We start from the raw sequence: 14,812 nt of genomic DNA, 5'->3' as shown, positions 1-14,812 counted from the left end.
TTTATTCTACTAGTGGAAAACAATACTATTATTGTTTCTATGAGGCATTGAGTGCGAGGTATAGTGGGCTTTCATAGCAACGAAAGGTTAAGTCAACTTGAGAGAGGTTCATGGTTCTTCTCCAGTATTGATTTAAATAAAAAAAGATGCTGGCAAATTTCACCAACATCAAAAAATATATATACAATTACTAACTGTTATGGCATTTAAAAAATTGTTGCTGTAGTGGGATGATGCAAGAAGTTTTCAACTAACTGCGCATCTTCATCATCTTTCGAAATAATGATCGTTGTATCAAAGCCAGCAATCGTACTAACGATATGAGGCGGTTTGATTTCATCTAAGACAGCTGCGAACAACGGTGCGTTGTCTGGTAAGGTATGGACGATAGTCAAAAAATGAACTCGTTCCACTTTTAACACGATATCTTCAATCATCTGGATCAAACGTTTTTCATCTTCGCTTTTTGATTCAGCTGTCTCCTTTTCTTTGAACAGGACAAAATGGGAAACACCATTTTCATCAGGCGCCTTGACGATTTTTAAGTCACGTATATCTCTTGAAATCGTCGCTTGAGTCGCAGATACACCCATTTCAGTCAGTTTAGCTAACATTTCATCTTGTGTACGGATCGTATAATCTTCAATGATTTGTTTAATCAACAAGTGTCGCTCAGTTTTTCGCATTTTAGTTCTCCTTTAACGAAACTTTTCACAAGTATCATAACAAAAAAACGTTGAATTGCCCATCTTTATTTTACATTTACCTGTTTATTTTTTCACGAATTGCTTATTAAAAAAAAAAGAAATAAAGTAAAAAAATGAGAGGGAGAAAAAGAAGACACAAAAAAATAAGTAAGTTGATTTTTTTTCTTGAAATTTATGCCCAATTCAGTTAAACTATTGAATGTTGAGCAGAAAAAGATCACTTTGGTGTATCTTACGTCACTACTCAATAAATCCACATTCTTGTTGGATCGTTGGTCGGTGCTTGAAAAAGTTGGCTAGCGAGTTGGAAGACAAGAAGAGGGAAAATAAAAACCAAATCGGAGGAAACAAACATGGCAGTAATTTCAATGAAACAATTACTAGAAGCCGGCGTACACTTTGGTCACCAAACTCGTCGCTGGAACCCAAAAATGAAGAAATACATCTTCACAGAAAGAAACGGAATCTACATTATTGACTTGCAAAAAACAGTTAAATTAGTAGATGCAGCTTACGATTATATGAAGAGCGTAGCAGAAGAAGGCGGCGTTGCTTTATTCGTAGGTACGAAAAAACAAGCACAAGAAGCAATCAAAGATGAAGCTACTCGTGCTGGACAATACTTTGTAAACCACCGTTGGTTAGGTGGAACATTGACAAACTGGGATACGATCCAAAAACGTATCGCTCGTTTGAAACAAATCAATGCAATGGAAGAAGATGGAACTTTTGCAGTTCTACCTAAAAAAGAAGTTGCTGGTTTGAACAAACAACGTGAACGTCTTGAAAAATTCTTAGGTGGTATCGCTGATATGCCAAGAATCCCAGATGTAATGTACATCGTTGACCCACGTAAAGAACGCATTGCCGTTCAAGAAGCACACAAATTGAATATCCCAATCGTAGCAATGGTTGATACAAACTGTGATCCAGATGAGATCGACGTAGTTATCCCATCAAACGACGACGCAATCCGTGCCGTTAAATTGATTACTTCAAAAATGGCTGATGCTTTCATCGAAGGAAATCAAGGGGAAGATCAAGTAGTTGAAGAAGATTTTTCAGCAGAAAACACAGCGACTTCAATCGAAGAAATCGTTGATGTTGTTGAAGGCGACAACTCTTCAGCAGAATAATTTTTAAATGATGGAGCTGTTTCAAAGGCTAGGCGACAAGCCTCACTCTCCTTTGAAACAGCTTTTTTTAAAGAAAAAGCATACAACTAGGAGGAAGTAAAAATGGCAGACGTTACAGCTAAAATGGTAAAAGAACTACGCGACATGACTGGCGTAGGTATGATGGATGCGAAAAAAGCATTGGTTGAAGTTGAAGGTGACATCGAAAAAGCGGTAGATCTTTTACGTGAAAAAGGAATGGCTAAAGCTGCGAAGAAAAACGATCGTATCGCCGCTGAAGGTCTTGCTTCAGTTGCAGTGAAAGGTAATACTGCAGCAATCGTTGAAGTTAACTCAGAAACAGACTTCGTTTCTAAAAACGAAATGTTCCAAGACTTAGTAAAAGAAATCGCTGAACTAGTCGCTGAAAACAAACCAGCTGACATGGACGCAGCAATGAAAATCAAAACATCAAAAGGAACAGTTGAATCTGACTTGATCGAAGCAACACAAGTTATCGGTGAAAAAATCAGCTTCCGTCGTTTTGAAGTAATCGAAAAAGATGACAACGCTGCATTTGGCGGTTACCTACACATGGGTGGACGTATTGCTGTATTAGCTGTTTTAGAAGGTACAACTGACGAAGCGGTAGCTAGAGACGTAGCGATGCACGTAGCAGCGATCAACCCTCGTTATGTAAACGAAACACAAATCCCTGAAGCTGAATTAGATCACGAACGTACAGTCTTGACTGAACAAGCATTGAACGAAGGCAAACCAGCGAACATCGTTGAAAAAATGGTTGAAGGACGCTTAAACAAATTTAAAGCTGAAATCGCATTGGTTGACCAACCATTCGTTAAAGATCCTGATATGACTGTTGAAAAATTTGTTGCTTCTAAAGGCGCAACTGTGAAATCATTTGTCCGCTTTGAAGTCGGCGAAGGTATCGAAAAACGCGAAGATAACTTTGTAGAAGAAGTAATGAACCAAGTGAAAAAATAATCCGGTTTACGGACTTGATTAATGGTACGATGTTTGGTCCAAAGAAAATAGAGATTATTCTGCATTTTCTTTGTGACCACATCGGTTCCATCGCTTATTTGAATGAAATGAGGAGCAGCGACATTCGTCACAGCTCTTTTTTTTAGGGCAAGAGATATCAAGAGCATAGGTATTTTCGTGCCTAAACTATCTGGATATGGTAGAATGTCAATAGAAAATATTGGAGGAATGAACATGGTCACACCAAAATATCAGCGTGTCGTCTTAAAATTAAGTGGAGAAGCTTTAGCTGGAGATGAAGGGTTTGGAATCAAACCACCAGTTATCAAAGAAATCATCCAAGAGATCAAAGAAGTCCACGAGTTAGGCGTAGAGATGGCAATTGTTGTCGGCGGTGGAAATATCTGGCGCGGTCAAATTGGCGCACAAATGGGGATGGAACGTGCACAAGCGGATTACATGGGCATGTTAGCAACTGTGATGAATGCTTTAGCATTACAAGATACATTAGAAAATGTTGGTGTTCCTACACGCGTCCAAACCTCAATTGAAATGCGACAAATCGCAGAACCATACATCCGTCGTAAAGCAGAGCGTCATTTAGAGAAAGGGCGCATCGTTATTTTTGCCGGTGGTACTGGAAACCCTTATTTTTCTACAGATACAACTGCGGCATTACGTGCAGCTGAAATTGGCGCTGATGTTATTTTAATGGCTAAGAACAATGTTGACGGTGTTTATTCTGCCGATCCAAAAATCGATTCAACAGCAGTGAAATTCGATGAATTGACACACATGGAAGTCATTGCAAAAGGATTACAAGTAATGGATTCAACTGCTAGTTCATTGAGTATGGACAATGATATCCCGTTACTTGTGTTCAATCTTAATGAACATGGAAACATTCGCCGAGCAATCTTAGGTGAAAATATCGGAACAACCGTAAGGGGGAAATAAACAATGGCAGATGCAATTATGACAGAAGCAAAAGACAAGATGCAAAAAGCAGCACAAAATCTACAACGTGAACTTGGACAGATCCGTGCCGGCCGTGCGAATGCGAGCTTATTAGATCGTATCACTGTTAATTATTATGGCGCACCAACACCATTGAACCAATTAGCATCGATTCAGATCCCAGAAGCAAGAGTATTGATGATCACACCATTCGATAAAAGTGTGCTTCAAGACATCGAAAAATCGATCATGGCAAGCGACATCGGTATCAGCCCAACAAATGACGGAAATGTGATCCGTTTAGTCATTCCTCAGTTAACAGAAGAACGTCGGAAAGAATTAGCGAAAGACGTGAAAAAAGAAGCTGAAAATGCGAAAATCGCTGTCCGTAACATTCGTCGTGATGCAATCGATGAGTACAAAAAACAACAAAAAAATGGCGATATCACAGAAGATGATTTGCGTGACTTAGAAAAAGAAGTGCAAACTCTAACAGATGACAGTATCAAAGAAGTAGATCGTATCGCTGCAGACAAAGAAAAAGAATTGCTTGAAGTATAAGAATCAATAAAGACAGGTGGACAGTGTGAAGTGCTGTCTCCTGTTTTTTACTTTTTGACTAAGAAAAACTAAAAAATCCTTTGAATTTGCGTAAAAAAAGGGCTATACCATAGGAAATAACGATAGATATTGCTATAATGGTAAAGATAGTTGTAATTTTTTAGTATGGGAGGAAAAAGAATGTTACGTTTTTTTCCGCAAAAAAACAAATATATTCAAGAAAAAAGTGAGTACCATTTTGATGCGCAGAGAGATATCCCGAAACATATCGCCATCATCATGGATGGGAATGGTCGTTGGGCACAAAACCGTCGTCTACCACGAGTGGCTGGCCACAAAGAAGGCATGGAAACCGTTAAGAAAGTCACAAAAAAAGCTTCTCGACTTGGGGTAAAGGTGTTAACGCTCTATGCGTTTTCAACCGAAAATTGGAAACGTCCAAAAGAGGAAGTCAATTTTTTGATGCAATTACCTGTAGACTTTTTTGATACGTTCGTCCCTGAGTTGATTGCTGAAAATGTCAAGGTACAAGTGATGGGCTATGAAGAACTCTTGCCGGAACATACGCAAGATGCAGTACGCCGTGCTATTGAACAAACCAAAGAAAATACGGGAATGATCTTAAACTTCGCACTGAATTATGGTAGTCGGGCAGAAATCATCTCTGCAGTCAAATCAATCAGTGAACAAGTAAAAGAAAACGATCTTTCTACGGAAGACATCGACGAGGACATGATCGCGGATCATCTGATGACCGGTTTCTTACCTCCCGAACTTCGCGATCCAGGATTAGTCATCCGGACAAGTGGCGAAGAACGGATCAGTAATTTCTTATTGTGGCAGATTGCTTATAGTGAATTATATTTTTCAAAAGCCTTATGGCCAGATTTTGACGACGCCCATTTAGAAGAAGCAATTGCTTCTTATCAACATCGAGACCGTCGTTTTGGTGGTGTAAAAAGTGTAGATAAAGGAGAACAATCATGAAGCAACGTGTGATCACTGCGGTCGTAGCATTGGCATTATTTATTCCGATCATTTGGATCGGAGGAATTGGGCTTGAGCTAGTAGCGGCTTTATTAGCAGTAGTTGGTGTCTATGAACTTTTTCGTATGAAAGGATTGACACTATTAAGTTTTGAAGGAGTTCTTTCTGCCATCGGTGCAGTTTTTCTTGTCCTGCCGAAAGAGCGCTGGTTTTTCTTTTTACCTGAACAAACAAATGAATTTATGTTGTTTTATTTGACTGTGATGATCCTATTGGGTGCCGCTGTCTTCTCAAAAAATATGTATACGATCGATGAAGCTGGTTTTCCAGTTGTTACCAGTTTATATGTCGGTTTTGGTTTTCAAAACTTTGTTAGTGCGCGTACAGAAGGAATCAACGTATTGCTTTTTGGCTTATTCATCGTTTGGGCAACCGATATTGGCGCATATCTAGTTGGTAGACGTTTTGGTAAGCGTAAGCTATGGCCAGATATCTCACCCAACAAAACAATTGAAGGTGCATTAGGGGGAATAGGTAGTGCGTTAGTTGTTGCCTTACTATATTTCTTACTTTATCCACCACAAGAATTGTTTGGACATGGCTTATTCGTCATGTTACTCCTAACGATCATTCTATCGATCGTAGGCCAATTTGGGGATCTAGTCGAGTCGGCAATTAAACGCCACTATGAAGTCAAAGATTCAGGGAACATTTTACCTGGACATGGTGGGATCTTAGATCGATTCGATAGTCTATTGTTCGTCTTTCCTGTCATGTACTTATTTGGATTGATTTAAATAAAAATTCTGTAAAAGAAGCTTCCGAAACCAAAAGTTTTTCGTCCGTCAATCAGACACGATCGGTAAGGAGATTCTTTACAGGATTTTTATTTTTTACATTTTAATAGGTGCTTGGTGAAGTGTCGATAATATGGTAAAATTAAGTAGTTTTATTTTAACTGAATAAAAAATAATGATTAATGTAAAGGAGAATAGGATGAGAACAATTATCACGTTCATTATCGTTTTTGGCATCTTAGTGATCGTACATGAATTTGGCCACTTCTTCTTTGCGAAACGATCAGGAATCCTAGTTCGCGAGTTTGCGATTGGCATGGGACCTAAAATCTACGGTCATCAAGCAAAAGACGGCACGACTTATACATTGCGTTTGTTACCGATCGGTGGCTATGTGAGAATGGCTGGGAATGGGGACGACGAAACGGAAATGGCCCCAGGAATGCCGTTATCACTCTTGATGGATTCAGATCATGTCGTAAAGAAAATCAATTTAAGCAAAAAGATCCAATTGACCAATGCGATCCCCATGGAATTGATCCGTTATGATCTTGATGAAGCACTCACGATCACAGGTTATGTGAATGGTGATGAAACGCAAGAAGTAACGTATGCAGTGGATCACGATGCTTCGATCATCGAGGCGGATGGGACTGAATTGAGGATCGCACCGAGAGATGTGCAGTTCCAATCAGCCAAATTATGGCAACGAATGTTAACGAACTTTGCGGGTCCAATGAATAATTTTATTCTAGCAATTCTATTATTCATCGTATTAGCGTTCATGCAAGGCGGGGTGACTGTCACAAATACCAACCAAATCGGTGTTGTTACGCCAGACGGAGCTGCGGCTGCAGCTGGACTGAAAGAAAATGATGAAATTCTTTCGGTAGAGGGAAAATCAATCCGAACATGGAATGATCTGACAGCGATCATTACTGAAAATCCAGATAAACCACTTGATTTTGAAGTTGAACGAAATGGACAGGTTTCTTCTGTTGAAGTGACACCGAAAGCAATTGAGTCGAATGGTGAAAAAATTGGTCAACTTGGGATACAAGCGCCAATGAAAACTGGCTTCTTCGATAAGATCATCGGTGGAACACAACGTGCATTTAGTAGCTCTTTGGAAATATTCAAAGCATTAGGTTCATTATTTACCGGCTTTAGCTTGGACAAATTAGGTGGACCGGTGATGATGTTCCAATTGTCTTCTGAGGCAGCGAATCAAGGGATCATGACAGTCATTGGTTTGATGGCGATCTTATCCATGAATTTAGGGATCGTCAATTTATTACCGATTCCAGCATTAGATGGTGGAAAACTAGTCTTGAATATTTTTGAAGGTGTCCGTGGTAAACCACTTAGTCAGGAAAAAGAAGGCGTTTTGACGCTCGTTGGTTTTGGCTTCCTGATGCTATTGATGGTATTAGTAACATGGAATGACATTCAACGATTCTTTTTCTAGAAAAAGTAGGGTATAATGACATGCGTTAGATTATTTGAGGAATAAAGGAGTTTATATAATGAGACAATCAAAAATGTTGATTCCAACATTAAGAGAAGTTCCAAATGATGCGGAAGTATTAAGTCATCAAATCTTACTACGTGCCGGTTACATTCGTCAGGTTTCGGCTGGAATCTATTCTTATTTACCACTTGCAAATCGTGTATTAGAAAAATTAAAAACGATCATGCGCGAAGAATTTGAAAAAATCGGCGCAGTAGAAATGTTGATGCCAGCAATTTTACCTGCTGAGTTATGGCAAGAATCTGGTCGTTATGAAACATACGGTCCCAACTTATATCGCTTGAATGATCGCAACGATCGTCAGATGATCTTAGGACCAACACATGAAGAAACATTTACAGAATTGATCCGTGATGAAGTCAATTCATACAAAAAATTACCTTTGAATCTTTATCAGATCCAAGCAAAATACCGTGATGAAAAACGTCCTCGTTTTGGATTATTACGTGGACGCGAATTTATCATGAAAGATGCTTATTCTTTCCATGCTTCTCAAGAGAGTTTGGATGAAACATACAAAGATTACGAAAAAGCTTATACAGAGATCTTTAAGCGTTGTGGTCTAGAGTTCCGTGCAATCATCGGTGACGGTGGCGCGATGGGCGGAAAAGACTCAAAAGAATTTATGGCGATCTCAGAAATTGGTGAAGACACGATTTGTTATTCAACAGAAAGTGACTATGCAGCAAATTTAGAGATGGCGACGAGCTACTATGTGCCAAAAAAATCCCATGAAACACAATTGGAAATGGAAAAGAAAGAAACACCAGATGTGAAAACCATCGAAGAGGTTGCAGCTTTCTTTGACGTTCAACCACAAAAAATCATCAAATCTGTACTTTTCACAGCAGATGAGCAACCTGTTTTAGTTTTAGTTCGCGGCGATCATGAAGTCAATGATGTGAAATTGAAAAACTTCTTAGGTGCAGATTTCTTAGAAGAAGCAACAGAAGAAGAAGCGAAAAACTATTTAGGCGCTGATTTTGGATCAGTTGGACCAATCGGTGTAGCTGAAGAGGTCAAAGTCTATGCGGATCGTCATGTTCAAGATCTGGCAAACGCGATTGCGGGAGCGAATGAAACTGGCTACCATTATATCAATGTCAATCCAGAACGTGATTTCAATGTTCTAGCATATGAAGACTTACGCTTTGTCCAAGAAGGCGATCCTTCGCCAGATAATAATGGCGTATTAGCCTTCACTCGAGGAATCGAGATCGGGCATATCTTCAAACTAGGGACACGTTACAGTGAATCAATGGGTGCTACTGTTCTTGATGAAAATGGTCGTGAAAAACACGTGATCATGGGTTGTTATGGTATCGGTGTGAGCCGTCTACTTTCAGCAATCGTTGAACAAAATGCAGACGAAAACGGTATTCACTGGCCAAAAGGCATTGCACCATTTGATTTGCATGTCGTACAAATGAACTTAAAAGATGAGTTCCAAACGAACTTGACGAATGAAGTGGAAAAAGCAATGAACGAAGCCGGTTATCAAGTACTTGTTGATGATCGCAATGAGCGTGCCGGTGTTAAGTTTGCTGATTCTGATTTGATCGGATGTCCAATCCGTATCACCGTCGGTAAAAAAGCAGTAGATGGCATCGTCGAAGTGAAAATCAAAAAAACAGGTGAAATGGTCGAAGTTCGGAAAGAAGAACTTGTAAATACATTACCGATTTTATTGAATCAAGGCGAATAAATAAGAGTGGAAAAGTCGTATCAGTCTTTTAAAAGACGGAAGCGACTTTTTCATTTCCTTTGGTGATTGGGATAAAGGGTGTTCAAGAAGCAACACTTCAATAATAAGCCAAAAAAATCAAAAATGAAAAAGCCATTTTCGATTTTCTTGTCTTATTACTCTGTGCTGACCGCTTCTTTCACAACCTGATAAACGGTGTTCGAAAAGCTAACCTTCAACATTAAGATGGAAAATCAAAAAATATGAGAAGCTATTTTCTGATTTTCCATCTTACTGCTCAGGTCAAAGCGCTTTTCTCACAACCTTGATGAAAATTTCCCTAAAAAGGGTTATACTAGATAGTATTGAAAAGTAAGGGTCGGAAATGGAATGATTTCTGGTCTTGACAGAAAGGGCGTATATTTTTGTCAGAAAAACGAGAGTTATTTGAGAAATTATTGGAGCAGATCCAATTAGAAGAAACAGAAAAAGCGCATCCGCTTATTTCTGCTGGTGAAATGGAACAGGTGGTGGTCCATCGTAAATCTCGTTTGTGGGAGTTTACGTTACGTTTTCCAGCTATTTTGCCTGTGATGCTTTATCGCTCGTTGGTGCAACATGTCATACTTGCATTCAAAGAAATTGCTGAGGTGAAAATCACAGTTCAAGCAGCGGATCAAACATTTGATGAACAACTCTTACAGGATTATTGGTCGCAAGCACTGGAGAGTCAGCAATGCGATACGCCTTTAGTACAAAAGGTATTAAAGACGCAAGTGCCAACGATCAAAGATCATAAGGTGATTTTGCCTGTTGATGGTGAGGGAGCGATCGGCTATCTTAAACAACAATATCTGCCATTAGTAGAACAGTTATTTGTTAGTTACGGCTTTCCTAAGTTTCGGATCGAACCAGAAGTTGATGAGCAACAAGCAGAAAGAGTCCTAAAGCTTTTTGAAGAAAGACGACAAGAACAGGCTGAGGCGTTTATGAAACAAGCGGCTGAAAGCTTGATTGTTCATGAACAAAAGAAAAAAGAGCGCAAAGAGCAATTACCAGCGCTTGACGGGCCGATCCAACTAGGTAGAAATATCCCGAATGATGAGCCTATCACACCGATGATCAATATCTTGGAAGAGGAACGCCGGGTAACGATCGAAGGTTACGTGTTCGACAAAGAAGTACGCGAGCTTCGTTCAAAACGTAAGATTTTGACATTGAAGATCACAGATTACACTTCTTCATTTATCGTCAAAAAGTTTTCAAATAATGAAAAAGATGAACAAATCTTTGAAGCAATCAGTACGGGTAGTTGGTTGAAAGTTCGTGGGAGTGTCCAAGAAGACACCTTTGTTCGTGACCTAGTGATGAATGCCCAAGACATTTTAGAAGTCAAACATGCACCACGTAAAGATTATTCTCCTGAAGGGGAAAAGCGTGTCGAATTACATCTTCATAGTAATATGAGTACCATGGATGCGACGAACAATATTGCAGATCTTGTGGCACAAGCAGGTAAGTGGGGACATAAAGCAATTGCAATCACTGACCATGGCGGTGCACAAGCATTTCCAGAGGCACATAGTGCAGGGAAAAAAGCTGGTGTGAAGATCTTGTATGGTGTCGAAGCGAATGTGGTCGATGATGGAGTGCCGATTGCGTATAATGACGCCCATGATTCATTGAGTGAATCCACTTATGTCGTGTTTGACGTGGAGACAACAGGTTTGTCTGCTGTTTATGATACGATCATCGAGTTAGCTGCTGTTAAGATGTATAAAGGAAATGTCATTGAAAGTTTTGATGAATTTATCGATCCTGGACATCCCTTATCACGAACAACCATTGATTTGACAGGAATCACAGATGAAATGGTTCGCGGTTCAAAATCTGAGGAAGAAGTTTTACGCTTATTCTTAGAATTCTCAAAAGATGCGATCCTAGTTGCCCATAATGCGGCATTCGATATGGGATTTTTGAATACAAGTTATGCCAAATACAATATCCCTGAAGCCGCCAATCCAGTTATAGATACCTTAGAATTAGCTCGTTATTTATATCCACAATTCAAACGGTTTGGTTTAGGTGTACTATCAAAAAAATTCGGTGTTAGCTTGGAACAACATCACCGCGCGATTTATGACGCGGAAGCAACCGGGCATCTGGCTTGGATATTTATCAAAGAAGCGATGGAAAATCACGAAATGTATTACCACGATCAGTTGAATGCCCATGTAGGTGAGGGTGATTCTTACAAACGGGCGCGACCTTTCCATGTCACATTACTGGCGAAAAACCAAGCTGGATTAAAAGACCTGTTCAAATTGATCTCGATGTCAAACGTCGATTATTTTGAACGTGTGCCACGAATCCCCCGATCACAACTGAAAAAATTCCGACAAGATCTGTTAGTTGGCTCTGCCTGTGACAAAGGTGAGATTTTTGAAGCTATGATGCAAAAAGGGGTAGAAGAAGCACGTAATCGGGCGAAATTTTATGACTATATCGAAGTTATGCCTAAAGCTGTCTATGCACCACTCCTGGAGCAAGAGCTTGTCAAAAATGAACATGATTTAGAAGAAATCATTCGTAACTTAGTAGAAATCGGCAAATCATTAGATAAGATCGTTGTAGCGACAGGAAATGTCCACTATCTGAATGAAGAAGATGCGATCTATCGTAAAATCTTGGTCAATTCGATGGGAGGAGCCAATCCATTGAATCGTCACAGTCTGCCTGAAGTGCATTTCAGAACAACGGATGAGATGCTGACTGCTTTCACCTTCTTAGGGACAGATTTAGCAAAAGAAATCGTAGTTGAAAATACCAATAAGATTGCAGATATCTGTGAAGAAGTCGTGCCAGTTAAAGATGAATTATATACGCCTAAAATCCCTGGTTCGGAAGATGAAATCACAGATCTAAGTTATACGAAGGCAAAACAAATGTATGGTGATCCATTACCGGATATCGTAGAAAAGCGTCTGAAAAAAGAACTGGATTCGATCAATGGTAATGGCTTCTCAGTGATTTATTTGATTTCACAAAAGTTAGTGCATAAAAGTAATGAAGATGGCTATTTAGTTGGTTCTCGTGGCTCGGTTGGTTCTAGTTTCGTAGCTACCATGACTGGGATCACAGAGGTCAATCCATTGGCACCCCATTACTATTGCCCAGATTGTCAGTATTCGGAATTTTATGAAGATGGAACTTACGGTTCAGGATTTGATATGCCTGAGAAAAAATGTCCAAAATGCGGCACTCGTTTAAATAAAGATGGGCATGATATTCCGTTTGAAACATTCTTAGGTTTCCATGGCGATAAAGTACCCGATATCGATTTGAATTTCTCAGGGGATTATCAAGCAGAAGCCCATCATTATACGAAAGTATTGTTTGGTGAAGAATATGTCTATCGTGCGGGAACGATCGGTACTGTTGCGGATAAGACGGCGTACGGATTCGTTAAAGGGTTTGAACGTGATCACAATCTGCATTACCGGAGTGCCGAAGTGGATCGCTTAGCCAAAGGTGCTACTGGGGTCAAACGAACGACTGGACAGCATCCAGGGGGGATCATTGTTATCCCCGATTATATGGATGTATATGATTTCACGCCGATCCAATATCCGGCAGACGATCAGAATTCAGAATGGAAAACGACCCACTTTGATTTCCACTCGATCCATGACAATGTCTTGAAACTTGATATCCTGGGACACGATGATCCAACGGTGATCCGGATGTTGCAAGATTTATCTGGGATTGATCCACAAACAATCCCAACCGATGATCCAGAAGTCATGCGGATCTTTTCTGGACCCGAAGTCTTGGGAGTCACACAAGAACAGATTTATTCTAAAACAGGTACATTAGGGATACCGGAATTTGGGACACGTTTCGTTCGTGGGATGTTAGAGGAAACACACCCAACGACTTTTGCGGAATTATTGCAGATCTCTGGTCTTTCTCATGGTACGGATGTTTGGTTAGGGAACGCAGAGGAATTGATCAAACGTGGGGATGCGACGCTGGCTGAAGTAATCGGCTGTCGTGATGATATCATGGTTTATTTGATCCATGCTGGCTTAGATAGTGGGATGGCGTTCAAAATCATGGAGACGGTGCGTAAAGGATTATGGAATAAGATCCCTGACGAATTACGTGAAACGTATTTGACCGCAATGAAAGAAAATAACGTTCCTGACTGGTACATCGATTCTTGTTCGAAAATCAAATACATGTTCCCAAAAGCCCATGCGGCTGCTTATGTCTTGATGGCGCTACGGGTTGCTTATTTCAAAGTTTATTTTCCGATATTGTATTACTGTGCCTATTTTTCTGTTCGTGCAGATGACTTTAATCTTGTCGCTATGTGCAAAGGAAAAGAAGCAGTGAAAGAAGCGATGAAGGAAATCACGGATAAAGGCTTAGATGCTTCTGTAAAAGAAAAGAATCAGTTGACAGTTTTAGAGTTAGCCAATGAGATGCTAGAACGTGGCTTGAAATTCGGAATGATCGATTTATACAAATCCGATGCAGTAAACTTTGTGATCGAAGGAGACACGCTGATTGCGCCATTCCGCGCGGTACCAAGTTTAGGGGCCAACGTAGCGAAACAAATCGTCGAAGCGAGAAAAGATGGTCCTTTCTTATCCAAAGAAGACTTGGCAACTCGTGGGAAAGTCTCGAAGACATTGATCGAGTATATGACAGAAAATGGTGTCTTGAAAGATTTACCTGATGAAAATCAATTATCGTTATTTGATATGTTATAAAAGTCAACGTGAGAAATGAAAATGAATCAAAATGAAAGCAAAGATTAGTAAAGCTGGTTGCCAGTTGGTTCTAATGATATGGCTTGTCATTTAGAGTGATTTATGTTATAGTTATTTAAGGTAATGATACTAACTGTGAGTGAGCGGAATTTTCGCTCACTCTTTTTAATGGAATTACGGATCTAATTTTAAGGAGGCGAAATCTTTGAGTAGCGTCGTTGAAACAGTCACAGAAATGGTGACACCGATCTTAGATGAACAAAAGTTTGAGCTAGTAGAAGTAGAATTTGTCAAAGAAGGAAAAAGCTGGTTTTTACGGGTGTTTATAGATAAAGAAGGCGGAATCGACATTGAAGAATGCGCATTTGTCAGTGAAAAATTAAGTGAGAAACTTGATACGACAGAGCCAGACCCGATACCACAAGCATATTTCCTAGAGGTATCATCTCCAGGCGCAGAACGCCCTTTGAAAAAAGAGGCAGATTATGAAAAAGCACGAGGAGAGTATATCCATGTGTCTTTATATCAACCAGTTGACGGAGAAAAACAATACGAAGGTTTTCTCCAATCATTTGATGCTGAACAGCTTACATTGAAGATACGCATAAAGACACGGGAAAAAGAAATTGTTTTTGACCGTAAGAATATTGCCAAAGCTCGCTTAGCAATCCAATTTTAATCACGGAGAGG

Annotated in this window: 11 protein-coding genes; 10 read left to right on the top strand and 1 reads right to left on the bottom strand. The window is 39.8% G+C overall.

All coding sequences use genetic code 11. The annotated features are described in order from the left end of the window. Positions 1-206: 206 nt before the first annotated feature. A complete protein-coding gene (locus IGJ00_RS09560) occupies positions 207-686 on the bottom strand; it encodes an arginine repressor (RefSeq protein ID WP_010735183.1) in 480 nt (159 codons plus the stop codon). Positions 687-1,060: 374 nt separating this feature from the next. On the opposite strand from IGJ00_RS09560, the gene rpsB reads away from it, so the two are divergent. From rpsB to rimP, 10 genes are all read left to right on the top strand, one after another. After that, entirely contained in the window at positions 1,061-1,843 is a 783-nt protein-coding gene (rpsB, locus tag IGJ00_RS09555) for a 30S ribosomal protein S2 (RefSeq protein ID WP_010735184.1), read from the top strand. A 102-nt stretch (positions 1,844-1,945) separates the two neighbouring features. Further along, positions 1,946-2,827: a translation elongation factor Ts gene (tsf, locus tag IGJ00_RS09550; protein WP_010735185.1), complete on the top strand. Its 882-nt coding sequence runs from the start codon at positions 1,946-1,948 to the stop codon at positions 2,825-2,827. 234 nt (positions 2,828-3,061) lie between these two features. Next, positions 3,062-3,784: a UMP kinase gene (gene pyrH, locus IGJ00_RS09545; protein ID WP_010735186.1), complete on the top strand. Its 723-nt coding sequence runs from the start codon at positions 3,062-3,064 to the stop codon at positions 3,782-3,784. A 3-nt stretch (positions 3,785-3,787) separates the two neighbouring features. After that, positions 3,788-4,345: a ribosome recycling factor gene (frr, locus tag IGJ00_RS09540; RefSeq protein ID WP_023519849.1), complete on the top strand. Its 558-nt coding sequence runs from the start codon at positions 3,788-3,790 to the stop codon at positions 4,343-4,345. A 180-nt stretch (positions 4,346-4,525) separates the two neighbouring features. Beyond that, positions 4,526-5,332, top strand: a complete 807-nt coding sequence (locus IGJ00_RS09535) for an isoprenyl transferase (protein WP_142433746.1) — start codon at positions 4,526-4,528, stop codon at positions 5,330-5,332. After that, positions 5,329-6,129 carry a phosphatidate cytidylyltransferase gene (locus IGJ00_RS09530; protein WP_023519848.1) on the top strand — a complete coding sequence of 267 codons (801 nt, stop codon included), beginning with the start codon at positions 5,329-5,331 and terminating at the stop codon, positions 6,127-6,129. The genes IGJ00_RS09535 and IGJ00_RS09530 overlap by 4 nt, the downstream gene beginning before the upstream one ends. 199 nt (positions 6,130-6,328) lie before the next feature. Next, positions 6,329-7,597: an RIP metalloprotease RseP gene (rseP, locus tag IGJ00_RS09525; RefSeq protein ID WP_019723222.1), complete on the top strand. Its 1,269-nt coding sequence runs from the start codon at positions 6,329-6,331 to the stop codon at positions 7,595-7,597. Between the two features lie 58 nt (positions 7,598-7,655). After that, entirely contained in the window at positions 7,656-9,365 is a 1,710-nt protein-coding gene (locus IGJ00_RS09520) for a proline--tRNA ligase (RefSeq protein ID WP_010735191.1), read from the top strand. 404 nt (positions 9,366-9,769) lie between these two features. After that, positions 9,770-14,122 carry a PolC-type DNA polymerase III gene (locus IGJ00_RS09515; RefSeq protein ID WP_065096790.1) on the top strand — a complete coding sequence of 1,451 codons (4,353 nt, stop codon included), beginning with the start codon at positions 9,770-9,772 and terminating at the stop codon, positions 14,120-14,122. A gap of 205 nt (positions 14,123-14,327) precedes the next feature. Then, entirely contained in the window at positions 14,328-14,801 is a 474-nt protein-coding gene (gene rimP / locus IGJ00_RS09510; RefSeq protein ID WP_010735193.1) for a ribosome maturation factor RimP, read from the top strand. The last annotated feature ends 11 nt before the right edge of the window (positions 14,802-14,812 follow it).

This window comes from Enterococcus sp. AZ062 (assembly GCF_051715065.1).
Taxonomy (GTDB): Bacteria; Bacillota; Bacilli; order Lactobacillales; family Enterococcaceae; genus Enterococcus_B; species Enterococcus_B mundtii.
The sequence above is the reverse complement of the archived record's forward strand: the minus strand, read 5'-3'. Positions and strand labels throughout refer to the sequence as shown.

Bases quoted from the DNA above. Each gene is read 5' to 3' on its own strand.
- IGJ00_RS09520 (WP_010735191.1), top strand. From the start codon at position 7,656: ATGAGACAATCAAAAATGTTGATTCCAACATTAAGAGAAGTTCCAAAT.
- rseP (WP_019723222.1), top strand. From the start codon at position 6,329: ATGAGAACAATTATCACGTTCATTATCGTTTTTGGCATCTTAGTGATC.
- frr (WP_023519849.1), top strand. From the start codon at position 3,788: ATGGCAGATGCAATTATGACAGAAGCAAAAGACAAGATGCAAAAAGCA.
- rpsB (WP_010735184.1), top strand. From the start codon at position 1,061: ATGGCAGTAATTTCAATGAAACAATTACTAGAAGCCGGCGTACACTTT.
- tsf (WP_010735185.1), top strand. From the start codon at position 1,946: ATGGCAGACGTTACAGCTAAAATGGTAAAAGAACTACGCGACATGACT.
- IGJ00_RS09560 (WP_010735183.1), bottom strand. From the start codon at position 686: ATGCGAAAAACTGAGCGACACTTGTTGATTAAACAAATCATTGAAGAT.
- pyrH (WP_010735186.1), top strand. From the start codon at position 3,062: ATGGTCACACCAAAATATCAGCGTGTCGTCTTAAAATTAAGTGGAGAA.
- IGJ00_RS09535 (WP_142433746.1), top strand. From the start codon at position 4,526: ATGTTACGTTTTTTTCCGCAAAAAAACAAATATATTCAAGAAAAAAGT.
- IGJ00_RS09530 (WP_023519848.1), top strand. From the start codon at position 5,329: ATGAAGCAACGTGTGATCACTGCGGTCGTAGCATTGGCATTATTTATT.